The sequence below is a fragment of the Streptomyces sp. NPDC091371 genome (assembly GCF_040684275.1).
Taxonomy (GTDB): Bacteria; Actinomycetota; Actinomycetes; order Streptomycetales; family Streptomycetaceae; genus Streptomyces.
The window spans coordinates 328,707-353,000 of record NZ_JBFBFP010000002.1; the positions used below are offsets into that span (position 1 = coordinate 328,707).

At 71.1% G+C, this 24,294-nt stretch carries 26 protein-coding genes and 1 riboswitch; of the genes, 12 read left to right on the forward strand and 14 right to left on the reverse strand.

Going from position 1 to position 24,294, the window contains the following annotated elements:
• Positions 1-70: 70 nt before the first annotated feature.
• Positions 71-820 (forward strand): polysaccharide deacetylase family protein, encoded by a 750-nt coding sequence (locus tag AB0O21_RS04335; protein ID WP_365166396.1) that lies wholly within the window; start codon positions 71-73, stop codon positions 818-820.
• Positions 817-2,004, forward strand: coding sequence for a YncE family protein (locus tag AB0O21_RS04340; protein WP_365166008.1), 1,188 nt, complete (start codon positions 817-819; stop codon positions 2,002-2,004). Before AB0O21_RS04335 ends, AB0O21_RS04340 begins: the two co-directional genes overlap by 4 nt.
• A gap of 60 nt (positions 2,005-2,064) precedes the next feature.
• On the opposite strand, the gene AB0O21_RS04345 is transcribed toward AB0O21_RS04340, so the two are convergent.
• Together AB0O21_RS04345 and AB0O21_RS04350 are read right to left on the reverse strand one after the other, a co-directional pair.
• Positions 2,065-3,297: a cytochrome P450 gene (locus tag AB0O21_RS04345; protein ID WP_365166010.1), complete on the reverse strand. Its 1,233-nt coding sequence runs from the start codon at positions 3,295-3,297 to the stop codon at positions 2,065-2,067.
• Complete coding sequence (locus AB0O21_RS04350) at positions 3,278-4,027, reverse strand: tRNA-dependent cyclodipeptide synthase (protein WP_365166013.1); 750 nt, start codon at positions 4,025-4,027, stop codon at positions 3,278-3,280. Before AB0O21_RS04350 ends, AB0O21_RS04345 begins: the two co-directional genes overlap by 20 nt.
• Positions 4,028-4,283: 256 nt before the next feature.
• Between AB0O21_RS04350 and AB0O21_RS04355 the strand changes: the two genes are divergently transcribed.
• A complete protein-coding gene (locus AB0O21_RS04355) occupies positions 4,284-4,496 on the forward strand; it encodes an EF-hand domain-containing protein (protein WP_365166016.1) in 213 nt (70 codons plus the stop codon).
• Between the two features lie 32 nt (positions 4,497-4,528).
• Here AB0O21_RS04355 and AB0O21_RS04360 read toward each other — a convergent pair whose 3' ends face one another.
• Genes AB0O21_RS04360 through AB0O21_RS04390 form a run of 7 tightly spaced genes read right to left on the reverse strand, consistent with a single transcriptional unit; the run spans position 4,529 to position 10,172 of the window.
• On the reverse strand, positions 4,529-5,800 hold the full coding sequence (locus AB0O21_RS04360; RefSeq protein ID WP_365166397.1) for a transposase: 1,272 nt from the start codon (positions 5,798-5,800) through the stop codon (positions 4,529-4,531).
• A gap of 46 nt (positions 5,801-5,846) precedes the next feature.
• Positions 5,847-6,404, reverse strand: a complete 558-nt coding sequence (locus AB0O21_RS04365; protein ID WP_365166018.1) for a PadR family transcriptional regulator — start codon at positions 6,402-6,404, stop codon at positions 5,847-5,849.
• A 15-nt stretch (positions 6,405-6,419) separates the two neighbouring features.
• Positions 6,420-7,394 (reverse strand): hypothetical protein, encoded by a 975-nt coding sequence (locus tag AB0O21_RS04370; protein WP_365166021.1) that lies wholly within the window; start codon positions 7,392-7,394, stop codon positions 6,420-6,422.
• Between the two features lie 15 nt (positions 7,395-7,409).
• Positions 7,410-8,231 carry an ATP-binding cassette domain-containing protein gene (locus tag AB0O21_RS04375; RefSeq protein WP_365166023.1) on the reverse strand — a complete coding sequence of 274 codons (822 nt, stop codon included), beginning with the start codon at positions 8,229-8,231 and terminating at the stop codon, positions 7,410-7,412.
• The gene (gene cbiQ, locus AB0O21_RS04380) at positions 8,228-8,977 is read right to left on the reverse strand and encodes a cobalt ECF transporter T component CbiQ (RefSeq protein WP_365166025.1); all 750 of its coding nucleotides are present in this window, start codon (positions 8,975-8,977) and stop codon (positions 8,228-8,230) included. The genes AB0O21_RS04375 and cbiQ overlap by 4 nt, the downstream gene beginning before the upstream one ends.
• 2 nt (positions 8,978-8,979) lie before the next feature.
• Positions 8,980-9,495, reverse strand: coding sequence for an energy-coupling factor ABC transporter substrate-binding protein (locus tag AB0O21_RS04385; protein ID WP_365166028.1), 516 nt, complete (start codon positions 9,493-9,495; stop codon positions 8,980-8,982).
• Entirely contained in the window at positions 9,492-10,172 is a 681-nt protein-coding gene (locus tag AB0O21_RS04390; RefSeq protein WP_365166030.1) for an energy-coupling factor ABC transporter permease, read from the reverse strand. Before AB0O21_RS04390 ends, AB0O21_RS04385 begins: the two co-directional genes overlap by 4 nt.
• 29 nt (positions 10,173-10,201) lie before the next feature.
• Positions 10,202-10,397: riboswitch (cobalamin riboswitch) on the reverse strand.
• A gap of 103 nt (positions 10,398-10,500) precedes the next feature.
• Between AB0O21_RS04390 and AB0O21_RS04395 the strand changes: the two genes are divergently transcribed.
• Positions 10,501-11,214: a flavodoxin family protein gene (locus AB0O21_RS04395; RefSeq protein WP_365166032.1), complete on the forward strand. Its 714-nt coding sequence runs from the start codon at positions 10,501-10,503 to the stop codon at positions 11,212-11,214.
• A gap of 13 nt (positions 11,215-11,227) precedes the next feature.
• Here AB0O21_RS04395 and AB0O21_RS04400 read toward each other — a convergent pair whose 3' ends face one another.
• The gene (locus tag AB0O21_RS04400) at positions 11,228-11,734 is read right to left on the reverse strand and encodes a hypothetical protein (RefSeq protein WP_365166035.1); all 507 of its coding nucleotides are present in this window, start codon (positions 11,732-11,734) and stop codon (positions 11,228-11,230) included.
• Positions 11,735-11,915: 181 nt separating this feature from the next.
• Here AB0O21_RS04400 and AB0O21_RS04405 point away from each other — a divergent pair, with 181 nt between their 5' ends.
• From AB0O21_RS04405 to AB0O21_RS04440, 8 genes are all read left to right on the forward strand, one after another.
• Positions 11,916-12,110: a hypothetical protein gene (locus tag AB0O21_RS04405; RefSeq protein WP_365166038.1), complete on the forward strand. Its 195-nt coding sequence runs from the start codon at positions 11,916-11,918 to the stop codon at positions 12,108-12,110.
• 120 nt (positions 12,111-12,230) lie between these two features.
• On the forward strand, positions 12,231-13,088 hold the full coding sequence (locus tag AB0O21_RS04410; protein ID WP_365166041.1) for an ABC transporter ATP-binding protein: 858 nt from the start codon (positions 12,231-12,233) through the stop codon (positions 13,086-13,088).
• Positions 13,085-14,551, forward strand: coding sequence for a hypothetical protein (locus AB0O21_RS04415; protein ID WP_365166043.1), 1,467 nt, complete (start codon positions 13,085-13,087; stop codon positions 14,549-14,551). The genes AB0O21_RS04410 and AB0O21_RS04415 overlap by 4 nt, the downstream gene beginning before the upstream one ends.
• Positions 14,548-15,168, forward strand: coding sequence for a hypothetical protein (locus AB0O21_RS04420; protein WP_365166045.1), 621 nt, complete (start codon positions 14,548-14,550; stop codon positions 15,166-15,168). The genes AB0O21_RS04415 and AB0O21_RS04420 overlap by 4 nt, the downstream gene beginning before the upstream one ends.
• On the forward strand, positions 15,165-15,689 hold the full coding sequence (locus tag AB0O21_RS04425; protein ID WP_365166048.1) for a MauE/DoxX family redox-associated membrane protein: 525 nt from the start codon (positions 15,165-15,167) through the stop codon (positions 15,687-15,689). The genes AB0O21_RS04420 and AB0O21_RS04425 overlap by 4 nt, the downstream gene beginning before the upstream one ends.
• 15 nt (positions 15,690-15,704) lie before the next feature.
• Positions 15,705-16,262, forward strand: coding sequence for a redoxin family protein (locus AB0O21_RS04430; protein WP_365166050.1), 558 nt, complete (start codon positions 15,705-15,707; stop codon positions 16,260-16,262).
• Position 16,263: 1 nt separating this feature from the next.
• Positions 16,264-18,072, forward strand: coding sequence for an ABC transporter ATP-binding protein (locus tag AB0O21_RS04435; protein WP_365166052.1), 1,809 nt, complete (start codon positions 16,264-16,266; stop codon positions 18,070-18,072).
• On the forward strand, positions 18,072-18,587 hold the full coding sequence (locus tag AB0O21_RS04440) for a S26 family signal peptidase (RefSeq protein ID WP_365166054.1): 516 nt from the start codon (positions 18,072-18,074) through the stop codon (positions 18,585-18,587). The genes AB0O21_RS04435 and AB0O21_RS04440 overlap by 1 nt, the downstream gene beginning before the upstream one ends.
• A 75-nt stretch (positions 18,588-18,662) precedes the next feature.
• On the opposite strand, the gene AB0O21_RS04445 is transcribed toward AB0O21_RS04440, so the two are convergent.
• From AB0O21_RS04445 to glyA, 4 genes are all read right to left on the reverse strand, one after another.
• Entirely contained in the window at positions 18,663-19,487 is an 825-nt protein-coding gene (locus AB0O21_RS04445) for a BTAD domain-containing putative transcriptional regulator (protein ID WP_365166056.1), read from the reverse strand.
• Between the two features lie 195 nt (positions 19,488-19,682).
• Positions 19,683-21,065 carry an L-serine ammonia-lyase gene (locus tag AB0O21_RS04450; RefSeq protein ID WP_365166058.1) on the reverse strand — a complete coding sequence of 461 codons (1,383 nt, stop codon included), beginning with the start codon at positions 21,063-21,065 and terminating at the stop codon, positions 19,683-19,685.
• 138 nt (positions 21,066-21,203) lie between these two features.
• Positions 21,204-22,871 carry an APC family permease gene (locus AB0O21_RS04455; protein WP_365166060.1) on the reverse strand — a complete coding sequence of 556 codons (1,668 nt, stop codon included), beginning with the start codon at positions 22,869-22,871 and terminating at the stop codon, positions 21,204-21,206.
• A 165-nt stretch (positions 22,872-23,036) separates the two neighbouring features.
• Entirely contained in the window at positions 23,037-24,293 is a 1,257-nt protein-coding gene (gene glyA / locus AB0O21_RS04460) for a serine hydroxymethyltransferase (RefSeq protein ID WP_365166062.1), read from the reverse strand.
• Between the last annotated feature and the right edge of the window lies 1 nt (position 24,294).

The window sequence follows — 24,294 nt, forward strand, 5'->3', positions numbered from 1 at the left end:
CCACCCCTTAAATGGGCAGGTGCTCTCACATCCAGGCCGCCGCGCGGCCCTGCGCACGGCCGCACTCGGCATGGCCGGCGCGGCGGCGGCCGGTCTCACCGCCGCCTGCGGATCGGACCGCCCCGCCACCGCGACCTCCGCCCCGCCCCCGGGTCCGGCCCGACCGCCGGCCCGGCCGGCCCGCCCCGCCGTGGCCTCCCCGCGGCGGTTCGCCGGGCAGCCCGTCGAGATCGGGCACGGGCCGCGCGACCGCCCCCGGGTCGCCCTCACCTTCCACGGCAACGGGGACCCCGCCATCGCCCGGTCGGTCCTGGCCGAGGCCGAGAAGGCGGGCGCGCGGGTGACCGTACTGGCGATCGGGAGCTGGCTCGACGCCCACCCGGACATGGCCCGCCGGGTCCTCGACGGCGGCCACGAGCTCGGCAACCACACCCAGCGCCACCTCGCGATCAACGAGCTGCCGGAGTCGGAGGCCTACGCCGAGATCACCGGCTGCGCCCAGCGGATCAAGCGCCTCACGGGCTCCATCGGCACCTGGTTCCGGCCCTCGCAGACGCAGTACGCCACGCCGCTCGTCCGGAAACTGGCCCAGCGGGCCGGGTACCCGCACGTCCTCTCGTACGACGTGGACTCCCTCGACTTCACCTCGCCCGGCGCCGCGGCCGTCATCCGCACCGTCACCGGGACGATCCAAGGCGGATCGGTGGTGAGCCTGCACTTCGGCTACGCGGACACGGTCGACGCGATGCCGCCCCTCCTCGAAGAACTCGCGCGCCGCAAGCTGCGCGCGGTGACCACCACGGAGCTGCTGACCCCATGACGACCATCCGCCTTCCCCGGAAGGCCACCGTGCTGATCGCCGGTCTGGTCCTCGCCGCCCTGGCCGGCTGCGGATCAGCCGACAAGGGGCCCGCCGAGGCCATGGGCACGAAGGGCCCGGCCAAGCCCGCCAAGGCCGTACCCGCGGCCCCGCCCGGCCTGGCCGGCATGCCGCCCGTCCTCGACCCCGACGACGTCTACGCGGCGGACCGGCCGAACAAGCTCTCCCCGGTGGTGAAGGACTTCCCGTCCCGCGTCTACGTGCCGAACACCAACTCCAACACGGTGTCCGTCATCGACCCGGCGACCTACCAGGTCATCGACACCATCCCGGTCGGCGTCCAGCCCCAGCACGTGGTCCCGTCCTGGGACATGAAGACCCTCTGGGTCAACAACAACCGGGGCCACACGCTCACCCCGATCAACCCGGCCACCGGGGAGGCCGGCAAGCCGGTCGAGGTGCACGACCCGTACAACCTGTACTTCACGCCCAACGGCAAGTACGCGGTCGTCATGGCCTCGATGGACAAGGAGCTGGTCTTCCGCGACCCCCACACCATGGACCGGGTCAAGACGGTCCCGGTCAGCTGCTACGGGGTCAACCACGCGGACTTCTCCGCCGACGGCCGCTACTTCATCGTGAGCTGCGAGTTCTCCGGCGAACTCCTCAAGGTCGACACCGAGAAGATGGAGGTCATCGGGCAGCAGAAGCTCCCCTTCGAGGGCGCCATGCCGCAGGACGTCAAGATCTCCCCGGACGGCAAGACCTTCTACGTCGCCGACATGATGGCGCACGGCATGTGGGTGCTCAGCGGAGAGAAGTTCGACACCCCGAAGCTGCTGCCCACCGGGAAGGGCTGCCACGGCCTGTACGTGAGCCGCGACTCCAAGGAGATGTACGTCTCCAACCGGGGCGAAGGCACCATCTCCGTCTTCAACTTCCCGCAGAACAAGCTGACCAAGAAGTGGGAACTGCCCGACGGCGGCAGCCCCGACATGGGCGGGGTCTCCGCCGACGGCCAGGTGCTGTGGCTGTCGGGCCGCTACAACTCCGAGGTCTACGCCATCGACACCGTCACCGGGAAGCAGCTCGCCCGGATCCCGGTCGGCGGCGGCCCGCACGGACTCGCCGTGTACCCGCAGCCCGGCCGCTACTCGCTCGGCCACACCGGCATCTTCCGGTAGCGGACGCGGAACGGAAGGGGCCCCGGGAGCTCGCACAACTCCCGGGACCCCGGTCCGGTGCTACCAGGCGACGGGCAGCCGCTCCGGCAGGCGCTTGATGAACCCCGTGCGCCAGACGAGGTTCTCCGCCGGAACCGCCAGCCGCAGCGCGGGCAGCCGCTCGACCAGCACCTCCAGGGCGATCTCGGCGTGCGCCCGGCCCAGCGCGGAGGCCGGGCAGAAGTGCCGGCCGGCGCCGAACGCGAGGTTGGCGTTCTTGCCGGCGCGCTCCAGGTCCAGCTCGTCCGGGTTCTCGAAGGCCTCCGGGTCGAAGTTGGCCCCTTCCAGCAGGACGAGCACTAGCTCGCCCTCCTTGACCAGCACGTCGCCGACCTGGATGTCCGCCATCGCGATGCGCGGCAGGCCGTCGCCGACCGAGAGGTTCCAGCGCAGCAGCTCCTCCACGGCCCCGCCCATGCGCTCGGGGTGCTCGCGCAGGTACCCGATGAGCTCGGGCTTCTGCAGCAGCGCGAGGACCGCGAGGGTCAGGAAGGCGGACGTGGAGACCGCTCCCGCCCCGAAGAGCGAGACGGCGACGGTGGCGAACATGTCGTCGGTCAGGTGCGCCGACTCCGGGTCCGCCTCCTTCAGCCCGGCGAACCTTCCGAGGAGCCCCGTACGCTCCTCGGCGTCCCGCGCGAGCTGGGCGTTCAGCTGCCCGGCGAAGTAGCCGACGTCCTTGTACCAGTTGAGGGCCGAGTCGGCGAACGGCTCGCGAGCGGTCATGAACGCGACGTCCAGCCCCGACATCAGCCGGCGCCAGTTCTCGAAGGGCACGCCGAGCACCTGGCAGTGCAGGGCCGCCGAGAAGGGATCGGCGAACCCGCCCCGCAGGTCGGCCGGGCCGCCCTCGGCGACGATCCCGTCGATGAGCTCACCGGCCTTGGCGCGCAGCCACTCCTGGAGCCCCGGCTGGCGCGGGTTCAGCGCCTTCATCACGGCGTTGCGCAGGCCCGCGCTGTTGATGTTGCCCATGTTGTTGACGACCTCGGGCGGGATCGTCAGCGCGTACTGGCGCGGGACGCCGGCGTTCGCCGTGTCCTTGAGGCTGAACCGCTCGTCCTCCAGCACCTGCTTGGCCAGCGCGTAGCTGCTCACCAGCCAGGCCGGGTCCCCGGTGAGGGTCCGGACCCTGGCGACCGGCGCCTTCTCGCGCAGCCAGGCGCACTCCTCGGGCAGGACGTCCCCGCGCCGTGAGAGCGGGAAGTCGAGGAGCGGCTGCTCCCCCCGGCCCTCAAGCTGCTCGACGCTCATCGACGTTCCCTTCGGTCGCTGCGTGCTGGTGGACGGTGCCGGTCTCGGGCCGGACGACGGCGTAGGCCTGGTTGCGGGTCGCGCGCAGGCCCCCGCCGCGCGCGAAGAGGACGTCGGTCAGCGGCATCTTGACGTGGTACGCCGCCACCGAGGACGGCACGTCGAGGATGCTCGGGGTATCCACGAAGAACGGCAGCTCGGCCGCCATGTAGTCGAAACAGACCTGCAACTGCTCGTCGGTGATGGATTCACCTTCAGGCAACTTGGAACCGACAAAATGCAGGGCCATCTGCTCGCAGCCCTTTCGGAATTCGTCGTCGGTCTCCAGGAAATGCAGGACGCGCCGGTGCAGGAGCTGGTAAACGTGGTGCGACTGGAACTCGGAAAGTGCCCTTACGCGGATCTCGGCCTGCGGGGACACTGATTCCGCAACGCCTTTGAGGATCCTCCTGCGGACTGCCTTGATCTCCTTCGCCGCCCGCTTCTCCGCATGCTCCCGGGTGTAGCCGAAGGCGGCGAACATCCGGTCCACGTGGAGGTCGGCGTAGACGAAGTCGACCTGCGCGAAGCGGTTCGCGGCCCACTGGGCGAGGCCGGCGATGCGCTCGGAACTGAAGTAGCTGTTCCCGGGGCTGACCCCGATGAGCACATGGTCGCCGTCTTCCCAGATATGGCGGCAGGTGCGGGTGAAGGGCAGAACTTCGAAGGATGCATCGACCGTGATCGTCATCTGCGTGATCGCCCTTTATGCCACTAGTCCCTGGGAGCCCTGCGCTCCTGGTGTGGCGGCAATGGCGTTACGTTATGCGCTGCTCCCGGAGCGTGACAAGGGGGTGTCACAATTGTTCGCCGGAACTATAGATTCCGAATTTTTCGGAGCGGTAATGGAATTTCTGTCTGCCGCTCGAACGGGACCCGCGGCGGGCCCGGTTCCGGCGGGCCGCTACCCTGGGCCGGTCAACAAGCACCAAGAAGGGGTGGACCCAGTGGCGGACATCGAGAGCGCACGGACGACGTTCGGCAAGTTCGACGTGAACGGTGACGGGTTCGTCACGGCCGACGAGTTCAAGGCGGCCATGGCGGCCATGGGCGACCCGTTCGTCACCGGCCCGATAGCGGACGCCGTGATCGCGTCGAAGGACGCGAACGGCGACGGCCTGCTGAGCTTCGACGAGTTCTGGGCCTCCCTGAACAAGTGACGATGCTCGCCCCATGAGTGGGGCGATTCCCTTCAGCCTGCGTGGGCGGGCTTCCGGGCTTCACGCGTACGCCTCCGGCCGACGGCCGGGACTTGCACCGCTCTGGTGCTGCGCGTGCTGTTGATGTCCGAGCCGCCCGTCCGGCGGGCTCGGGCCTCGATCTCGACCGAGGCGTTGTGGTCGGCGTCGTCCTCGTGTCCGCAACGGACACAGATGAACAGCCGGCCGCAACCCTTACGGGATTCCGGGTCGACCAGACCACATGCGGCACAGGTCTGGGATGTATGGAACGGCGGGACGGCCACGAGTACGGACCCGTACATGTGGGCCTTGTACTCAAGCTGTCGCCGCCGCTCCCCGGGTGTGTTGTCAAGGACCGAGCGGTTCAGCGCGGCCTTCTGCCGGACGTTCCTCCCCGGCACCTCGGCGCTTCCCTTCGCGGTGGCTGTCAGGTTCTTCACGCGCAGGTCCTCGATGCCGATCAGGCCGTGGTTTTTGGCGAGGTCGGTGGTGAGCTTGTGCGTGAAGTCGCGCCGCCGGTTGGCCCGGCGGGTGGTGAGCTTTGCGATCTGGGCGATCGTCGTGCGCAGGCGGCGGCTGTACTTCCCGCCCTGATGTTTCTTCGCGTAGCTGAGCTGACGGGCCTTGCGTTGCTCCAGCGCTCTGAGCCGCTTCGTCTCCTTGTCGGTCAGCGACGGGGGCATGCGGCGGGCCGCGCTCTCCGTGGAGACGTAAGCGGACGCGGCGACCCCGAAGTCCACCCCGCACGCAGGCTTCCCGTTCGGTGCGTCCGGCTTGCGGCCGGTGTGGACGCCGAAGGAGATGTGCCACCCGTTTCCGTCCCGGGACACGGTGGCATTGCGGATCGTCCCCCCGATGGCGCGGGAGAGCCGGAACCGCAGCCAGCCCGACTTCGGCAGACGCACCTCGGCCCACTTGCGGTTCAGCCTGCGGACCTCGACCGCCTGCCCGGGAAACGGGACCGACAGGCGGTGCCCGCGCCTTTTCCGCATGGGGTACCCCGCCGGATGACGGGGGTTCCAGAAGTTGTCGTACGCCCGGTCCAGTTGCCGCAGGACCTGCTGCCCAGCCTGAGCCGGGAGGTCGTTCACCCAATTCAGCTCACGGCGAGCAGCGGTGAGGTACGTGCACTGCTCGGCCGACCGCAGGCTGTACCTGCGCTGCTTCCACAGATACGCGCGCTGCTCAAGGGCTACGTTCCAGAGCGCACGTACCGTATGCCCCCACCCGGTCAGGATCTGATCCTGAGCCTCGGTGGGGTACGCGCGGTACTTGCGACCCATGTCCGCCCTCACCCGCTCACCGTAGCGGTGGCCACTGACAGTGCCGTCAGGTCGAAGGCCCGTCCGAGGAGGTCATGTCCTCGACCTCGGCCAGGGCCTCCTCCAGCCAGTGGAGCCAGAACGTCTCCAGGGCGATCCCGCCGTGCAGGACGAGCCGGCGCAGCCGGTCCTCCACGGCATCCCGCCCCGGCGGGAAGTCCTTCTCCTCGATGGCCTCGTACTGGGCGAGCTGCCGCTGATGCAGTTCCAGGTGGCGCCGCAGCTCGGGGCCGAGGCCCCCGGGACCCACGACGCCCGCCGCGCGGATGCGCAGCAGCAGCGGATCGCGCATCGGCTTGGGGTCCTGGCTCTCGCCGACCCACCGCGCGAGCTCCGCGCCGCCGGCCGGCAGGACCTCGTACTCCTTCTTCTGCCCCCGCAGCGGCACCTCGCTGGGCAGCTCCCGGATCAGCCCGGCCTCCTCCAGCCGGCCCAGCTCCCGGTAGATCTGCTGGTGCGTCGCCGACCAGAAGTAGCCGATCGACTTGTCGAAACGCCGCGTCAGCTCCAGGCCCGACGAGGGCTTCTCGAGCAGGGCGGTGAGGATGGCGTGCGGGAGGGACATGGCGTCATCCTAGGTTTACGCGAGTTCGAGCACGGCGACCCCGGTGGGCTGGGCCACGGCCAGGCGCGTCCCGTCGGGGTGCAGGGCCGCCACCGGGGACGGGAGGTGGTCGACCCCGTACGCCCCCTCGCGGTGGGCGACCTCCACCTCGGGCCACTCCTCGAGGACGGCGCCCGTCGTGGCGTCGACCAGCCTGGGGTGTCCGGTCAGCGAGACCACGCGGTCGGAGCCGCAGGCGATGAGGGTCCCCCAGACCGCGTCGCCTCCGGAGCGGTGCAGCCAGCGGCCGTCCGCGAAGGACCAGACGCCGAGCTGCCGCGTGCCGAGGCTCTCCGCGCCGGGGCCCAAGCCCCTGTCGCTGCCCGCCACGGCCAGCCGGTTCGCGTCGAGCCAGCAGGCCGAGGCCACCTCGCAGTTCACCGCCGGCTCGCTCAGCAGGCCCGGACCGTCGAGCACAGCGGGGTCGCGGAGCGCGCCCTCCAGGTCGAAGACCTGGGCGTAACCGTGCGGATGCCACACCCAGCCCGCCACCAGCAGGCGCCGGCCGTCCGGACTCATCGACAGGCGCGAGTGGAACCGGTCGGCCGCGGCGCGCTCGCCGGGGGTCAGCCGTTCTCCCGTGATCAGGTCCTCGATCTGGAGGACGTCGTACGCGTCGGGGCAGTGGATGAGCACCTCGCGACCGCTGCGCAGCACACCGAGGGCGACCGGGTAGTCGGAGTCCTCGGCGCAGTAGTCGCTCCGGTCGACCTCGCGCACGACGTCGTTCCCGTCGAGCAGCACGCCCTTCGTGCCGCGCTCCTCGTACACCACCGTCCAGCGGCCGGAGGCCGAGTGCACGGCCCGGTCGAAGCGGTACGCGAACTCGAAGCCGCTCGCGTGCTCCACCCCGTCCGGTGTCCAGCGGCGGAACCCGCCCACCGCGTCGACCAGTTCGTCACCGTCCCACCGCAGGGACCCGGGGGTGCTCGATGCCTTGATCATCCTCATGAGCGGTGAACCTACCTACTGCCAGGCGGTCAGCGCCTCCGGAATACGTGGCCCGGGGGCGTCCGGCGCCAGCAGCCCACGCGCACGCAGGAAGGCCGTCACCGTCGGGGACCAGGCCTGGCGCAGGCCCGCCTCGGTGAGCAGGGGCGGGTCCGAGAGGAGGGTTCCGGCCGGGCCCGTCCGGATGCCCGACGGGGTCAGCACCGCCGCGTCGTCGGCCCACCGCACCGCCAGGTCCACGTCGTGCGTGGCCATCACGACCGTGGTCCCCGCCGTCCGCAGGCCCGCCAGGACGTCCAGCAGCCGTTCCTGCCCGTCCGGGTCCAGCCCGGCCGTCGGCTCGTCCAGGATCAGCACCCGCGGAGCCATCGCCACCGCCCCCGCGATCGCCGCGCGCTTGCGCTGGCCGTAGGAGAGGAGGTGGGTCGGGCGGTCCCGCAGCGACGTGATGTCGAGGGCCGCCAGGGCCGAATCGACGCGCTCGCGGACCTCCGCCACCGGCAGGCCCAGGTTCATCGGCCCGAAGGACACGTCCTGTTCCACCGAGGCCGCGAACAGCTGGTCGTCCGGGTCCTGGACCACCAGCTGGACCGCCGTCCGCAGCCGGGTCAGGCCCGCACGGTCGTACGTCACCTCCGCGCCGTCGAGGTGCAGCGCGCCCGAGCCGGGCCGCAGGCCGCCGCTCAGCAGCCGCATCAGCGTGGTCTTGCCGGAGCCGTTGCGGCCCAGCAGCGCCAGCGCCCGCCCCTCGGCGATCCCGAAGTCCACGCCGGACAGCACGGCGGGCCCGTCCTCGTACGCGTAGCCCGCGCCCACCAGCTCCACCAACGGCCTCACAGGTACAGCTCCTTCAGTACGAGGGTCACGGCCACCAGGGCCGCCAGCAGGGCGGCGGACCACGCCAGGAACCGCCAGGACAGCGTCGTCTGCGGCACGAGCACCCGCAGCGTGCCGTCGTAGCCGCGGCCCGCCAGGCCGGCCTGGAGCCGCCCCGCGCGGTCGAAGGCCCGTACGAACGAGGTCGCGGCGAGCCCGGCCACCGAACGCCAGGCGGCCGCCCGGCCGGTGTTCCCCAGGCGGGCCGCCTGGGCCTGGCGGATCCGGGCAAGGGAGTCGAGCAGCAGGAACGCGATCCGGTACATCACCAGGGCCACGTCCACCACCGGGGCCGGCACCCCCGCCCGGACCAGCCGGGGCAGCACGTCCGACACCGGGGTGGTGAAGGCGAACAGCAGCACGCCGAGGGAGGCCGCCGAAGTGCGCAGCAGCAGTTCGGCGGCGTGCCGGGGGCCGTCGGGGGCCGGCGCGACCCACCCCGAGGGCCCGCCGACCGCGAACAGCAGCGGCAGCGCCCCGGTGACGCAGAAGCCGAGCGGGATCCGGAAGGCCCGCCACAGCTGCCGCCCCGCCACCCCGGCGGGCCCGAGCAGCACGGCGAGCGTGGCGGCGGCCACCAGCGGCCCCCCGGGCCAGGGCGGCAGGCACACGGCGGTCACGGTGAGCCCGATCCCCAGCAGCGCCTTCTCCAGGGGGTGGCGCCGGCGCCAGCGGCTGCTGTGCGCGGCCGCGTCGATCGGCAGCACGGCTAGCGCTCCGCGCCGTCGGCCGCGGGCCCCGTACCCGGGTTCCGGCCAGGTGCGGTGCCGGAGTCGGCGGCCGGGACAGGTCCGGCAGCAGCCGGATCCGCGGCCGGCGTCGAGCCGGGGCCGACCGCCGGGCCCGCGCCCGAACCGGCCGGGCTCGCGGCCGCGCCACCCGCAGGGTCGTCTGCGTCGCGCGGGGTGCCCGAGCCCGCCAGGCCCGCGGCGGCGGCCTGGCGCCGGCCCGTGCGGAGGCCGAAGTAGTACGCCAGCACGCCCGCGCCCAGCGCCGCCTGGAGGGCGAAGAGCGCCGACTCGATCTCCGCGGAGGGGGGCTCGTACAGCGGGGTGAACCAGGGCTCGTAGTCCGGCTTCAGCTCGGTGATGGCGGCCTCCGCCTGCGCGTCGGCGCCCGCGAACGGCTCCTCCTTGCCCTCGCCGAGCCCCAGCGCGAGCGGGAGCACGGCGAGCGCCGCGACCAGGACCAGCAGCAGCGTGTTGATCTTCGCGTTCCTGCTCATCGGGCGGTCGCCTCCTTCAGCTTCGCGACGCCGAGGCGCACCAGGTCCGACCGGCTCGACCGCATCAGCAGCCGCATCACGAGCACGGTCAGCAGGCCCTCGCTCACGGCGAGCGGGAGCTGGGTGACGGCGAAGATCCCGCCGAACTTCCCGAGCGCGCCGAGGAAGCCCGTACCCGGGTCCGGGAAGGCCAGCGCCAGCTGCACCGAGGTCACGCAGTAGGTGACCAGGTCGGCGAAGAAGGCGCCGAAGAACACGGGCACCATCAGCGGCAGGTCGAGTCCGCGCAGCAGCCGGTAGACGGCGTAGCCCGCCCACGGCCCGGCGATGGCCATCGAGAAGACGTTGGCGCCGAGGGTGGTCAGCCCGCCGTGCGCCAGCAGCAGCGCCTGGAAGAGCAGGGTGATCGTGCCCAGCACCGCCATGACCGGCGGCCGGAACAGGATCGCGCCGAGCCCGGTGCCGGTCGGGTGCGAGCAACTGCCCGTCACCGAAGGGATCTTCAGTGCGGACAGGACGAACGTGAACGCTCCGGACGCCCCGAGCAGCAGCGTGCTCTCCGGGTTCTCCTTCACCTCGCGGGTGAGGGCGCGGACACCGTGTACGACAAAGGGGGCGGACGCGGCGCCCCAGGCGACCGCGTGCAAAGGGGGCAGGAACCCCTCGGCTATATGCATGAGTGGGGAAGACCTCTCCAGCACCTCGTGGATGGAATGCGCGCCCCGGCCGGTCTCCTGGCTCACGGGTACTGATGCCCGGGCTCCGCCTTCCCGGGGCCGTGCGGTCTCCCGCGCGGACCCAGTGGCTTCCCGCAGGAGTAGAGCCGGACTTCCCGATCACAGTGGCGAGGGCCGCACCGGTTTCCCACCGGTTTCCCGAACACCAAGGCCCACTGACCCTAGTCGGCCGCGCGGACCGGTACCAACCCGCCCCAAACCCGCGACCGACGCCCCGTACGGGCGCGGCCGGCTGGCGGGCCCGTACGCCGGTGCACAGGCTGAGGGCATGGCTGCCGAATACGACTACTCGAACCTCTCCGCCCTCTACGTGAACTGCACCCTCAAGCGCTCGCCGGAGGTCAGCAACACCGAGGGCCTGATCGACAAGAGCCGGGCCGTCATGGAAGCGGCCGGGGCCCGCACCTCGCTCATCCGCGCCGTCGACCACGACATCGCGACCGGCGTCTGGCCGGACATGACCGAGCACGGCTGGGAGAGTGATCAGTGGCCGGTGCTGTACAGCCAGGTCATGGACGCCGACATCCTCGTGCTCTGCGGCCCGATCTGGCTCGGCGACAACAGCTCCGTGATGAAGCAGGTCATCGAGCGGCTCTACGCCTGCTCCTCGATCCTGAACGAGCAGGGCCAGTACGCCTACTACGGGCGGGTCGGCGGCGCACTCATCACCGGCAACGAGGACGGCGTCAAGCACTGCGCCATGAACCTCCTCTACAGCCTCCAGCACCTCGGCTACGTGATCCCCCCGCAGGCCGACGCCGGCTGGATCGGCGAGGCCGGGCCCGGGCCGTCCTACCTCGACCCGGGCTCGGGCGGCCCCGAGAACGACTTCACCAACCGCAACACCGCCTTCATGTCGTGGAACCTCATGCACCTGGCCGCCCTGCTCAAGGGCGCGGGCGGCATCCCGGCCCACGGCAACCAGCGCTCCCTGTGGGACGCCGGCTGCCGCTTCGACTTCCCGAACCCCGAGCACCGGTAGCGGGGCCCTCCCGTCAGCGGGCGATGTCCACGACGAACCGCTCCGGGGAGTGCAGGGGGAAGGCCCGGTAGTACGGCAGCGTGTCGAAGGCGGCGCCGAAGGTGACGTACCCCTCGAAGTCGCCGGTCAGCGCGATGCCCTTGAGCTTGGGCAGGCTGATCTGCCGCAGCTTGGGTCCGAGGTAGACGTTCCCGCCCGCCTCGTCGTGGGCGGCGGCGGGGTGGAGGCGGATCTCCAGGAAGTACTTCCCGGGCAGCGGCACGGGCTTGCCGGACCCGTCGTAGACCAGCCGCGGGACGGGGGTGACGGTGGCCGTGGGGACGTACCCCTGGAGGTCGATGACGATCCGGTCGTACGTGGGGTGCCCGCCCCAGCGGGCGTTGACGACGAGCGGGGTCTGGGTGGTGGCCGTCGTGGCGGCGGTGGCGGCGGCGGCGGCCGGAGCGGCGAGCGAGAGCCCGGCGGTGAGCAGAACACCGGAGGCCAGGGCCACGATCCTGCGGAAGTGCGGGTGGTTCATGACGTCCCCTCGATTCGCGAGAGACGGGGACATGGGTGTCACTTCTGAGGACGCGGGGCGGCCTCGCGCGGTTCCGCGGGGGGTCGGTCGACGCATATGCAAAGGACATGCAATGGCCGGTTAATCTTCACGGCGTCGAAACATTTCGACGTTGAAGGCGACACACCTGAAGGAGGTTTGAATGTTTGCGAAGTTGAGCGACAAGCTTGTCGGGCTGGTGGTTCCCGAGGTCGAGGCCGCGGCCGTCACCTGTAGTGAGGCTCGTAACTACTGCAACGGCAACTGTCCGTTCTGGTTCTGGCGGCGCGCGCACTACATCACCTGCACCAACGGGGCCTCGTGGACCGAGTACGAGTGCTGCGGCTGCGGCTGCTGAGACGCCTGAGGTAGCCGCGCTGCTCGGATAGCCGCGGTACGGGGGTGTCGTGCCTTGACGAAGAGGGCACGACACCCCTGCCACGAGCCTATCCGATGAACACCTATCGAAATGTTGAATATGGAACACACAGTGACGGTCCGGGAGTTGGCCAAGCGGTACGGCGCCAAGGAGGTGATCGGCGGGCTGGACCTGGAGCTCGGTCCCGGCGTGACCGGCCTCCTGGGACCCAACGGCGCGGGGAAGACCACGCTGCTCCGCTGCCTGGCCACCGCCCTGACCCCGGACTCCGGACGGATCGACGTCCTGGGGCTGGATCCGGCGGATCCGGCCCAGCGCACCCGGTTACGCAGGCTGATCGGCTATCTGCCGCAGAACCCCGGGCTGTACCCGCACTTCACCGCGGCCGCCATGGTGGACTACATCGCCATCCTGAAGGAGATCACCGACCGGCGCGCGCGGAAGAGCGAGGTGCGGCGCGTCCTGGCCGAGGTCGACCTGGAGGACTCGGCCCGGACCAAGGTCCGCAAGCTCTCCGGCGGCATGCGCCAGAGGCTGGGCATCGCGCAGGCGCTCATCGGCGATCCCGGCTTCCTCATCATGGACGAGCCGACCGTCGGCCTCGACCCCGAGCAGCGGATGCGGTTCCGCACGCTGACCTCGCGACTGGGCGAGGACCGGACGGTGCTGCTCTCGACGCACCAGACCGAGGACATCGCCGCGCTCTGCGACCGGGTCATCGTGTTCAGCAAGGGAGCCGTCCTCTTCGACGGCACCCCGCCGGAACTCGCCGACGGGGCCAAGGGCCGCGTCTGGTCCTCCGACGTCAGGCCCGACCAGGGGCGGATCTTCTGGCGGACGGCCGACGGCCGCTACCGCGTGGTCGGCGAGCGGCCGCCGGGCGGCAAGCCGGCGGATCCGACCGTGGAGGACGGGTACCTGCGGCTCCTCGGCCCGGACGCGAAGGCCGCGGCATGAGGAAGCCGCTCGTCGCGCTGATCCTCACGGAGTCGGCGCTCGCCCTGCGCAGCCCCCTGCTGTGGGCGCTGGCGCTCCTGACGGTGGCCGGGCGGATCGCCACCACGTGGCAGGACATGCCCAACTGGTCGGTCCAGACCGTGGACACGGCCACCTCCGCACTGGTGATCGGCGCCGGCACGATGCTGGCCGCCCAGCTCGCGGTCCTGCGGGACGCGCGTGCGGACGCGGCGGAACTGATGGAGCCGCTGCCGGTGCGGCCCCGGACCCGGACCCTGGCCGTCCTGGTCGCCTACCCGCTCGCCGGTGTGTGCGTGACCGTGCCGGCGATGGCGGTCCAGATGGGCAGCCTGCTGGTCGGCAGCCGGCCCGCCGGGCACGCCGACGTACGGGAACTGGCCACCGGGGTCCTCCTGGTCGCCCTGATGGGGGCCCTGGGCGTCGCCGCGGGCCGGTGGACCCCGGTCCTGATCGCGGCGCCGATCGGGATCCTGCTGTTCTTCTGGTCGGTGGTCCAGTTTCCCCGGACCTGGCTCCTGCCGGTCGTACCCGACCTCAAACTGGCCGTCGATCCGGTCCGGCCGCCCGTCTGGCACCTGGTCTACGTCGCCGCACTGGTCCTGCTGGCCGGGTCCGTCGCGCTGCTGCGGGACGGGCGGCGTCCCGCTCCCGTCCTCGCGGCGGCCGTCGGCGCGGTGGCCGTCGTCGCGGCCGGCGCGCTGACCCTGGATTCGCCCGCGGCGGCCGCCGCCGCGCGTACCGGAGACCTCCGCAAGTCGACCCTGTCCGTGAGCGACGGAGCCGATGACTGCCGTCAGGAGAAGACCACCACGTACTGCGCGTTCCCTTCGTACGCACAGTGGATCCCGCTGTGGCGGGGCGCCGTCGAGCCCGTTACGGAGGCGGTGCCGGAGGGGCCGCGCGACCGGCTTCCCGGCATCGTGCAGCGGACCGCCACAGGCGTCCTCGATCCCGCCGTCGCCGGCCGGAACATCCTGACCACGACCCAGTGGGGCCGCAACGGCGCCGAGCGGGAATCCCGCCGGGCACTCGCCGCGCAGATGGCCGCGGCGGCCAGCGGTTTCCCCTGGGGGACCCAGCGGGCCGCGAGCCCGCAGGGCTGCGACGCCCGCGGGCAGGCACGGACCGTCGTCGCCCTCTGGCTCATCGGCCAGACCGAGCAGCCGGTCGCCGCCACGAAGACGCGGAAGTCGATCACGACCGATGACGGAAAGCAGTCCGCGACCGAGGTGCCGGCGTCGGACCTGGGCTCCGTGGACTACGGCCCGGCCGAACTCGGCTATGCCCGGCAGCTGCTGGCGAGCCCCGGGGCCCGCGAGCGGATCTGGGAGCACTGGGCCGTGCTGACCGCCCCGGCCACCACCCTCGATCAGGCGCTGCCGCTCCTGGGTCTGACGCCCGAGCCCGGCTCCGGGACACCGAAGGGAACGCCGTGCGAGTGATCCGCCTTTCCGCACCCCTGCTCGGACCGCTGGTCCGGGCGATCGACTGGATCCCGGTGGCGGCGGCCGCCGCGGTCGCGGCCGTGCTCGCGCTGGCGACGACACCCGGTTCCCCGGTGGATCCCGACAACGCCGCGATCACGCTGCGGATGTGCGGGGTGCTCCTCGGGGCCGCCGCCGGGTTCGCCCTGGTGGACACCGCCGCGGCCACCACAACCGTGGTCCCGGTGCCGCGCTGGCTGCGCCAGTGGCTCCGGCTGCTGCTGGTGGCGGTCGCCGCGGGCGCCGCCTGGACGGCCGCGCTCCTCCTCCTGTCGGCCCGGCTGGCCGAGGGCACGGAGCTGGCGGCTGCCGGGCTGGCGACCGAGGCGGCGGTGTCCGTCGCGGCGGGGCTGGCCTGCACGGCCCTCCTCGTGCGGCGGCGGCCCGAGCGGTTCGCCGCGGTGATCGGGGCGGCCGTGCTCCTGGGTCTCGCGGTCGGCACCCTGCCCTGGTTCGAAACGGTCTGGCCGTATCCCGGCAGCCCCGACTGGGACCGGATCCACCAGGTCTGGCTGGCCGTACTGCCCGCCCCGCTGCTGGCGTTGGCCTTCGCCCACCGGGAGGTGACCCGATGACCTCCTCCGCCGTCCTCATCGGATGCCAGGTCTTCATCGGCGTCGTCTTCCTCACCTCCTTCGCGGGCAAGGTCCGGACGCCGGCGCGGTACGCGGATTTCCGCACGGCCGCGGGAGAGCTGGCGCCGTGGCTGCCGGCGAAGGCCGCGGCCCCCGCGGTGGTGGCGGCCGAAGCCGCCGCGGTGGTTCTCGTGGGGCTGCCCGCGACGGCGCCGGCGGGCTTCGCCGTCGCGATCGCCCTGCTGCTCGCGTTCACCGCCGCCATCCTCGTCGCGGTCCGCCGCAGACGGCGCGTGCTCTGCCAGTGCTTCGGCACCTCGTCGGTCCCGGTGGGTCCGGTGCACGTCCTGCGCAATCTGATCCTGCTGGCCGGTGCGGGCGCGGGAGCGGTTCTGACGGCGGTCCCGCGCGTACCCGTGGAACCGGCCGGACTCGTGACGGCGGTCCTGTGCGCCGCCGTCCTCACCTGGGTCACGCTCCGCACCGACGACATCGCCGAGCTGTTTCGCTCCATTACATAACGGGAGGTTCGCACCATGTCCTACATATATGTCCTCGTCGCTCTGGTCGGGGCCCTCGCGCTCCTCAACCTGGTCTTCACCTTCGGCGTGGTCCGCCGGCTGCGCGAGCACACCGAGATGCTGACCAAGGGCAACCGGGTCCAGGGTTCCGGGCCCAAGGTGATGCTGGGCGAGGGGGAGAAGGTCGGTGAATTCAGCGCCGTGACCGTCGACGGCGCCGAGGTGTCGCAGGGCGACCTGGCCGAGGGCACCACCCTGGTCGGCGCGTTCGCGTACGGATGTTCGTCCTGCGACGAGCGGCTCCCGGCGTTCCTGGAACTCGCCCGGAGCTTCCCCGGCGGCAAGGACCGGGTGTTCGCCGTGGTCGTCGGCCCCGCGGAGCACGTGACCGAGAAGCGGGACCGGCTCGCGCCCGTGGCGAGGGTCGTGACGGAGGAGCAGGGCGGACCGGTCGCCGGCGCGCTCGGCGTCACGGGCTACCCGGCCTTCGCGCTGCTGGACTCCTCGGGTGCGGTGAGGGCCGCGGGCACCATGGTCGACGACGTGAGCATGGCGTCCGCCGGAGCCGTCTGACATGCGGAGCATTGTCCAGGCACTGGGCATGACCTGGCGGGCCGGCAAGTGGCTCGTCGGCGTGTTCCTGGTCTGCACGATCGTGAGCGCGACGATCCCCATCGCGCTGGCGTGGGTGACGAAGCTCCTGCTGGACGTGATCGGCCGCGGCGAAGCCGATACCGGGCACATCGCGGTACTGGGCGCCGTGCTGGGCGGTACCGGACTCCTCGCGGGCCTGCTGCCGCACGTGATGGTGTACCTGAACGCGGAGACCGAGCGCCGGGTGGGACTGCTCGCGCAGAACCAGCTGTTCCTGGCGACGGAGCGGTTCGTCGGACTGGCCAGGTTCGAGGACCCGGCGTTCCTCGACCGCCTGCGGCTCGCGTTGCAGAGCGGCGGATCCACGCCGGGGGCGGTCGTCGCGGCGGCGCTGTCCATCGTCCGCACGACCATCATGGTGCTCGGGTTCCTCGGCTCGCTGTTCGTGCTCTCGCCGTGGATGCCGCTGATGGTCGTCCTGTCCGCGGTCCCCGCCCTGGGCGGTCAGCTGTGGCTGGCGAAGCGGCGGGCGATGCTGCAGTGGGAACTCGGGCCGACGGAGCGCAGGGAGATCTTCTACCGGGACCTCCTGACCAGCGTCCAGGCGGCCAAGGAGATCCGGCTGTTCGGCACGGGCGCGCACCTGCGCGACCGGATGATGGCGGAGCGCGGCAAGGCCAACCGGGAGACCGCGCGGGTGGACCGGCGCGAGCTCCTCCTCCAGGCGATGACCGGCTTCGCGACGGCGCTGTTCGCGGGCGGCGCCCTCATGTGGGCGGTGCTCGCGGCGGCCGCCGGCCGGATCTCCATCGGAGACGTCTCGCTGCTGATCGCGTCGATCGCCGGTGTGCAGTCGGCGAGCGTCGCGCTGATGAGGGAGATCGGGCAGGTGCACCAGAAGCTGCTGCTCTTCCAGCACTTCCGGCAGATCCTCGACAGCGAGCCGGATCTCCCGGTGGCCCGCGAGCCCGTCGCCGCCGCACCGTTGAGCAGCGGGATCGAGTTCCGCGACGTGTGGTTCCGGTACTCGGCCGAGCAGCCGTGGGTGGTCCGCGGGGTCGACCTCACCATCCCCCACGGCCAGACCCTGGGGCTGATCGGCCGCAACGGGGCCGGGAAGAGCACGCTGGTCAAGCTGCTGTGCCGGATGTACGACCCCGAGCGCGGGGCGATCCTCTGGGACGGCGTGGACCTCCGCGACATCGACCCGGCGGAGCTGCGGGAACGCATCGGGGCCGTGTTCCAGGACTACATGAACTACGACCTGACGGCAGCGGAGAACATCGCGCTGGGGGACCTGTCGCGATCCCACGACCAGCAGGCGCTCACCGCGGCGGCGGAACACGCCGGAGCGCACGAGCTCATCCAGCAGCTCCCCGACGCGTACGACACCCTGTTGTCCCGGATCTTCTTCAAGGGCGGACTGGCCGGCGCCACCCGCGGGGTCACCCTCTCCGGCGGGCAGTGGCAGCGCATGGCCCTGGCCCGCGCCTACATGCGCGGGGCCCGTGACCTGCTCATCCTCGACGAGCCGAGTTCCGGCCTGGACGCGGAGACCGAGCACCGGATCCACGTCGGGCTGCGCGAGCACCGCAAGGGCCGGACCAGCGTGCTGATCTCGCACCGCCTCGGGGCGGTCCGCGAGGCGGACCTCCTCGTCGTGCTCGATGACGGGGAGATCACCGAGCGGGGCACGCACGACGAGCTCATCGCCCTCGACGGCCTCTACGCCCGGATGTTCCACGTCCAGGCCGAGGGTTACCAGACGACCTTGTCGGAGGTGCCGTGATGCTGCTGGTCTGGTGCGTGAGCGCGCTCGCGGCGGGCGGGGCCGCCACGCTGGTGTGGCTGCGCCTGCGCGTCATCCGGGTGAGGATCTCCGGCGTCAGCATGCTCCCGACCTTCAGGCCGGGGGACCGGGTGCTGGCCCGCAGGGTGCCGGAGTCGCGGATCGCGACCGGGGACGTCGTGGTGCTCGCCAGCCCCGCGCCGAGCCTGGAGCAGTTCAAGGCCGAGGGAAGGACGTACGAGCCGGTCTCGTGGGAGCCGCACACGAGCGGGAGTCCGGGCGGCCGGGACACCTGGGTGATCAAGAGGGTCGCCGCCATGCCGGGCGAGCCCGTGCCCGCGGCGGTGCTGGACCGGGTGGAGGGGGCGGTGGTCCCGCAGGGCTCTTTCATCGCGCTGGGCGACAATCCGGCGGACAGCATCGACTCGCGCCACCACGGCTATCTGCCGCTCGAGGACGTTCTGGGCCGAGTCGTGCGCAAGGGACAGCGCCGGCCGGGCGGAGGATCCGGCTGAAGCGAACGGGAAGGCGTGCGAAGGAGATTCACCGGGCGACCCGCGCCTGGTGAATTCTCGTTTCCGGCGGATCGGTTACGAGAATTCGGTGAACCGCCGAATGGCGTCGTCGTCCCTGCGCAGCACCGCGAGGTGGAGCCTGCGGAGATCAGGTGACAGATCCAGGCCGAATCCGTCCCGGAGTGCTTCCGACGCAAGATTCCAGGCGCCGAGGGCGTTGGCGATGTCCCCGCTCAGGTAGTGCGCGCGGATCAGGTTCTCCCAGGACTTCTCCCGGTGGGGTTCCAGTTCGAGAACCCGGCGAATCTCGGGCAGCAGCTCCGCGGACCGGCCCAGACTGAGCAGTGCCTCGATGAGGCGTTCCCGTGCGGTGGTCCGCAACTGGTCCAGCGTGTCGAACTGGGCCCGGACCCGGCTGGAGAACACGCAATCCTGGCCGACGGCCCCGCGCCACAGGCCCAGGGCCCTGGTCAGCGAGGCGCTGGCGGCGTCCGGGTCTCCCGCACGCAGCTCGCCCAGGCCGCGAGCGGTGATCTGCTGGAAGCGCATGATGTCGAGGTCGTCCGCGGTGATGCGCAGGAGGTAGCCCCCGCTCTCGCCGCCCCCGCCGCGAATGGTCGAAATCCGCCCGCCGAGTTCGGGGTCGATCGAGTTCAGCTGATCGCGTAATCGCGACACGTATAAGCGGAGATTGCTGGCCGCCGACTTCGGTGGGCTCTCCCATATCCGTTTGAGCAGGACGGGGGTCTGCACCGGGCGTCCCTCCTCGATGAGAAGGGCGATGAGCGTGGTTCTCGCGGACGGTGTTTCAATGGAGAATTTCCGACCGGCGGTACCGGCCTGGAGCGGGCCGAGGGCAAAGAAAATCATCACATCTCCGAGCTGTCCGATCCTGAACAACCTTGAGATGTTATGCAGGGAGTCGGTGGAGTGCAAGACCACTTCCCCGGTGCTTCGCCGGTCCACTCGTGCAGGAATAGTGTCTTCCGTGTGAGGGGATTTCCTGCCGAATTCAGTTGTCGATTTGAACGGGATGTGCGCCCGGGAACGGCTTCCCGGGCACACGTCCCGCCGGATCGCGTCAGCCCCGGCGGGTCAGCACTCGATGACGTTGACCGCGAGGCCGCCGCGGGCCGTCTCCTTGTACTTGACCTTCATGTCGGCGCCCGTCTCCTTCATGGTCTTGATGACCTTGTCGAGGGAGACCTTGTGGCTGCCGTCGCCGCGCATCGCCATCTTCGCCGCCGTGACGGCCTTGACCGCCGCCATGCCGTTGCGCTCGATGCACGGGATCTGGACCAGGCCGCCGACCGGGTCGCAGGTCAGGCCCAGGTTGTGCTCCATGCCGATCTCGGCCGCGTTCTCCACCTGCTCCGGGGTGCCGCCCAGCACCTCCGCGAGGGCGCCCGCCGCCATCGAGCAGGCCGAGCCGACCTCGCCCTGGCAGCCGACCTCGGCGCCGGAGATGGAGGCGTTCTCCTTGAAGAGCATGCCGATCGCGCCCGCGGCGAGGAGGAAGCGGACCACGCCGTCCTCGTCCGCGCCCGGCACGAAGTTCATGTAGTAGTGCAGGACCGCCGGCAGGACGCCCGCCGCGCCGTTGGTCGGGGCGGTCACGACGCGGCCGCCCGCCGCGTTCTCCTCGTTGACCGCCATCGCGTAGATCGTCGTCCACTCGCTGCGGTGCATCATCGGGTCGCCCTCGGTGCGCAGCTGGCGCGCCGTGGAGGCGGCCCGGCGCTTGACGCGCAGCCCGCCCGGGAGGATGCCCTCGCGGGACATGCCGCGCGAGACGCAGGCCTGCATGACGCGCCAGATCTCCAGGAGGCCCTCGCGGATCTCCTCCTCCGTGCGCCAGGCCTTCTCGTTCTCCAGCATCAGCGAGGAGATCGACAGGCCGGTCTCGTTGGCGAGGCGCAGCATCTCGTCGCCGGAGCGGAAGGGGTACTTCAGGACGGTGTCGTCGAGCTTGATCCGGTCCTCGCCGACCGCGTCCTCGTCCACGACGAAACCGCCGCCGACCGAGTAGTACGTCTTCTCCAGCAGCGGGGTGCCGGCCGCGTCGTACGCGAAGAGGGTCATGCCGTTCGCGTGGTACGGCAGCGCGCGCCGGCGGTGCAGGATCAGCTGGTTCGGCTCGTCGAAGGCGATCTCGTGGCCATCGCCTATCTCCGCGCCCAGCAGCCGCAGCCGGCCGGTCTTGCGGATGCGCTCGACCTCGTCGTCCGCCGTCTCCACGTTCACCGTGCGGGGGGAGTGGCCCTCCAGGCCCAGCAGCACGGCCTTGGGAGTGCCGTGGCCGTGGCCGGTCGCACCCAGGGAGCCGAACAGCTCGGCGCGCACGGACGCGGTCTGGGCGAGGACCCCGTCCTTCTTCAGTCGCGTCACGAACATGCGCGCCGCGCGCATCGGACCGACCGTGTGGGAGGAAGACGGGCCGATGCCGATGGAGAAGAGGTCGAAGACGGAGATGGCCACTGGCGGACTCCCTTGTCTGCTCGTGGGGTGGGAGGGGGCAGGAGAGGTGTATTGCGGATTTTGTCCGGCAGACGAGCTTAACGCGGCGAGGTGAACCGCCCGCCTGCCGGACGAGGTGGTGAGGATTACGCGGACGGGTCAGGCAGGTGTCAGCTCACGCTCCGGAGCCGTTACGCCGTCCCGCTCGGCCGCGTCGGCCCCGGAGTCGGCGTCGAGGACCGGGTCGGGGCCGGGCAGGCCCGCGTAGTGGGCCTTGACGCCCGCCCGCACGGCCCAGAAGTACGTCACCAGGGCCATGGCCGCCACGAGGGCGATGTCCACGCCGCCGGGGATGGCGCCGCGGCCGCCGAAGTCGGCGGAGCCGAGCCAGGAGAGCAGGGACAGGGCGCCGAGGAAGAAGACGATCCACCAGGCGGGGCCGAACTGGCGCATGAGGCCCTTCTCACCCTTGCGGGAGAGCACCAGCGCCGCGATCGGGGCGGCCAGCAGGGTCAGTGCGGTGACGATGCCGGTGTTCGGCCACTTCGACCAGTACAGCGCGCAGGCCGCGAAGACGAAGGTCAGCGGGCAGAGGATCCGGGCCGCCGGGAGGCGGAACGGGCGGGGCAGGTCCGGCTTCGTGCGGCGGAAGACGCCCACCGCGATCGGGCCGATCAGGTACGAGATCACCATGGCGGCCGAGATGATCGGGGCCAGGGTCTTCCAGCTGTGGCCGACGGTGACCAGCAGCAGGACCGAGAAGCCGAGGTTCATCCACATCGCGGGGCGCGCGGTCCCGTAGACGGGGTGGGTCCGGGCGAGCTTCTTCGGGAAGAAGCCGGTCTCGGAGAGGTTCTGGACCATGTACGCGGCCGAGGCCACGTTGGCGATGTTGGAGCCGGCGGGGGAGATGAAGGCGCCGAACTGGAGCATCACCACGACCCAGTGGATCATCAGCAGCTTGGCGAGCTCGGCGAACGGGGAGTTGAAGTTGACGCCCGCCCAGCCGCCGGCCTGCGCCAGGTGCTCCGGCGGTACGGAGCCCAGGAAGGCCGCCTGCAGGGCGAGGTAGATGACCAGGCCCAGGGAGAGCGCGCCGACCAGGGCGATCGGGATGGCCCGGCCCGGGTTCTTGGCGGCGCCGCCGAGGTTCACGACGGCCTGGAAGCCGTTGAAGGCGAAGACGACACCGGAGGTGGTGACGGCGGTCAGGACGGCGGTCCAGCCGTTCGGCGCGAAGCCGCCGTGGGCGGTGAAGTTGTCGGTGTGGAAGCCGGAGGCGATGAGCGCGACGACGGCGAGCACCGGGATCGCGAACTTGACCAGGGTGAGGAGGGAGTTGATCTTCGCGAGCAGCTGGACCGACCAGTAGCAGGACAGCCACAGCAGCACGGTGAGGACCAGCGCCACGGCCATGCCGAAGGCGGTCAGCTGGTGGGACTGGGCGTCCACCAGGTCCTTGGCCCAGCCGAAGCTCCAGGAGGACATGTACTGGGTGGCCGCGATCGACTCGATCGGGATCAGCGAGGCGACCGCGATCCACACCGCCCAGCCGGTGATGAAGCCGAGCACCGGACCGTGCGAGATGGAGCCGTAGCGGGCCATGCCGCCGGGGATCGGGTAGGCCGCGCCGACCTCGGCGTAGGACATGGCGATCATGCCGATGAAGACGGCGCCGATGACCCAGGCCACGAGCGCCGCCGGTCCGGCGACCTGGGCGGCCGTGCCGGCGCCGAAGAGCCAGCCCGATCCGAAGATCGAACCTATGCCGATCATGACCAGCGCGAAGAGACTGAGTCCCTTCTTGTTGGCTGCGCTCATGTCCATGAGGTGCGTTTCCGTCCTGCCAGGGGATGCCGTGATGCCTTTATTCGGAGCCTATTTGCCATCTATTGGTGGATTCAGTGGCAATGGGCCGCATCCGCCTGGGGCTTTGGTCATGAGAAGGGCCCGACCCTGTGGAAACCAAGGCCGGGCCCTCCCTGGCCGTGCCTAGAGCGACGGGTACAGCGGGAACTTCGCGGCGAGCGCGGAGACGCGGGCCTTGAGGCCCTCGCTGTCGTACGCGGGCTTCAGCGCGGCCGCGATGATCTCGGCGACCTCGGTGAACTCCTCGGCGCCGAAACCGCGCGTGGCCAGGGCCGGCGTACCGATCCGCAGACCCGAGGTGACCATCGGCGGCCGCGGGTCGTTCGGGATGGCGTTGCGGTTGACCGTGATGCCGATCTCGTGGAGCCGGTCCTCGGCCTGCTGGCCGTCCAGCTCGGAGTTGCGCAGGTCGACCAGGACCAGGTGCACGTCCGTGCCGCCGGAGAGGACGGAGACGCCGACCTCGGTGACGTCCGGCTGCACCAGGCGCTCGGCGATGATCTTCGCGCCCTCCAGGGTGCGCTCCTGGCGCTCCTTGAACTCGGGCGAGGCCGCGACCTTGAAGGAGACGGCCTTGGCCGCGATCACGTGCTCCAGCGGACCGCCCTGCTGGCCCGGGAAGACCGCGGAGTTGATCTTCTTGGCCAGCTCCTGCGTCGACAGGATGACACCGCCGCGCGGACCGCCGAGGGTCTTGTGCGTGGTGGTGGTGACGACGTGGGCGTGCGGCACCGGGTTCGGGTGCAGGCCCGCGGCGACCAGGCCGGCGAAGTGGGCCATGTCGACCATCAGGTACGCGCCGACCTCGTCCGCGATGCGGCGGAAGGCGGCGAAGTCCAGCTGGCGCGGGTAGGCGGACCAGCCCGCGACGATCAGCTGCGGGCGGGTCTCCTTGGCGAGGCGCTCGACCTCGGCCATGTCCACCCGGCCGGTCTCGTCGACGTGGTACGGGACCACGTTGTAGAGCTTGCCGGAGAAGTTGATCTTCATGCCGTGGGTCAGGTGACCGCCGTGGGCCAGGTTCAGGCCCATGATCGTGTCGCCCGGCTTCAGCAGCGCGAACATCGCGGCGGCGTTCGCCTGCGCACCGGAGTGCGGCTGCACGTTCGCCGCCTCGGCGCCGAACAGCGCCTTGATGCGGTCGATCGCGATCTGCTCGACGACGTCGACGTGCTCGCAGCCGCCGTAGTAGCGGCGGCCCGGGTAGCCCTCGGCGTACTTGTTGGTGAGGACCGAGCCCTGGGCCTCCATGACGGCGACCGGAGCGAAGTTCTCCGACGCGATCATTTCCAGGGTCGACTGCTGGCGCACGAGCTCGGCGTCGACGGCTGCGGCGACGTCGGGGTCGAGTTCGTGGAGAGGGGTGTTCAGTACGGACATC

What these genes read in the sequence shown, in the direction of transcription:
- AB0O21_RS04335 (WP_365166396.1), top strand. Translation starts at nt 71, where the DNA reads ATGGCCGGCGCGGCGGCGGCCGGTCTCACCGCCGCCTGCGGATCGGAC.
- AB0O21_RS04340 (WP_365166008.1), top strand. Translation starts at nt 817, where the DNA reads ATGACGACCATCCGCCTTCCCCGGAAGGCCACCGTGCTGATCGCCGGT.
- AB0O21_RS04345 (WP_365166010.1), bottom strand. Translation starts at nt 3,297, where the DNA reads ATGAGCGTCGAGCAGCTTGAGGGCCGGGGGGAGCAGCCGCTCCTCGAC.
- AB0O21_RS04350 (WP_365166013.1), bottom strand. Translation starts at nt 4,027, where the DNA reads ATGACGATCACGGTCGATGCATCCTTCGAAGTTCTGCCCTTCACCCGC.
- AB0O21_RS04360 (WP_365166397.1), bottom strand. Translation starts at nt 5,800, where the DNA reads ATGGGTCGCAAGTACCGCGCGTACCCCACCGAGGCTCAGGATCAGATC.
- AB0O21_RS04365 (WP_365166018.1), bottom strand. Translation starts at nt 6,404, where the DNA reads ATGTCCCTCCCGCACGCCATCCTCACCGCCCTGCTCGAGAAGCCCTCG.
- AB0O21_RS04370 (WP_365166021.1), bottom strand. Translation starts at nt 7,394, where the DNA reads ATGAGGATGATCAAGGCATCGAGCACCCCCGGGTCCCTGCGGTGGGAC.
- AB0O21_RS04385 (WP_365166028.1), bottom strand. Translation starts at nt 9,495, where the DNA reads ATGAGCAGGAACGCGAAGATCAACACGCTGCTGCTGGTCCTGGTCGCG.
- AB0O21_RS04390 (WP_365166030.1), bottom strand. Translation starts at nt 10,172, where the DNA reads ATGCATATAGCCGAGGGGTTCCTGCCCCCTTTGCACGCGGTCGCCTGG.
- AB0O21_RS04395 (WP_365166032.1), top strand. Translation starts at nt 10,501, where the DNA reads ATGGCTGCCGAATACGACTACTCGAACCTCTCCGCCCTCTACGTGAAC.
- AB0O21_RS04400 (WP_365166035.1), bottom strand. Translation starts at nt 11,734, where the DNA reads ATGAACCACCCGCACTTCCGCAGGATCGTGGCCCTGGCCTCCGGTGTT.
- AB0O21_RS04405 (WP_365166038.1), top strand. Translation starts at nt 11,916, where the DNA reads ATGTTTGCGAAGTTGAGCGACAAGCTTGTCGGGCTGGTGGTTCCCGAG.
- AB0O21_RS04410 (WP_365166041.1), top strand. Translation starts at nt 12,231, where the DNA reads ATGGAACACACAGTGACGGTCCGGGAGTTGGCCAAGCGGTACGGCGCC.
- AB0O21_RS04415 (WP_365166043.1), top strand. Translation starts at nt 13,085, where the DNA reads ATGAGGAAGCCGCTCGTCGCGCTGATCCTCACGGAGTCGGCGCTCGCC.
- AB0O21_RS04425 (WP_365166048.1), top strand. Translation starts at nt 15,165, where the DNA reads ATGACCTCCTCCGCCGTCCTCATCGGATGCCAGGTCTTCATCGGCGTC.
- AB0O21_RS04430 (WP_365166050.1), top strand. Translation starts at nt 15,705, where the DNA reads ATGTCCTACATATATGTCCTCGTCGCTCTGGTCGGGGCCCTCGCGCTC.
- AB0O21_RS04435 (WP_365166052.1), top strand. Translation starts at nt 16,264, where the DNA reads ATGCGGAGCATTGTCCAGGCACTGGGCATGACCTGGCGGGCCGGCAAG.
- AB0O21_RS04440 (WP_365166054.1), top strand. Translation starts at nt 18,072, where the DNA reads ATGCTGCTGGTCTGGTGCGTGAGCGCGCTCGCGGCGGGCGGGGCCGCC.
- AB0O21_RS04455 (WP_365166060.1), bottom strand. Translation starts at nt 22,871, where the DNA reads ATGGACATGAGCGCAGCCAACAAGAAGGGACTCAGTCTCTTCGCGCTG.
- glyA (WP_365166062.1), bottom strand. Translation starts at nt 24,293, where the DNA reads ATGTCCGTACTGAACACCCCTCTCCACGAACTCGACCCCGACGTCGCC.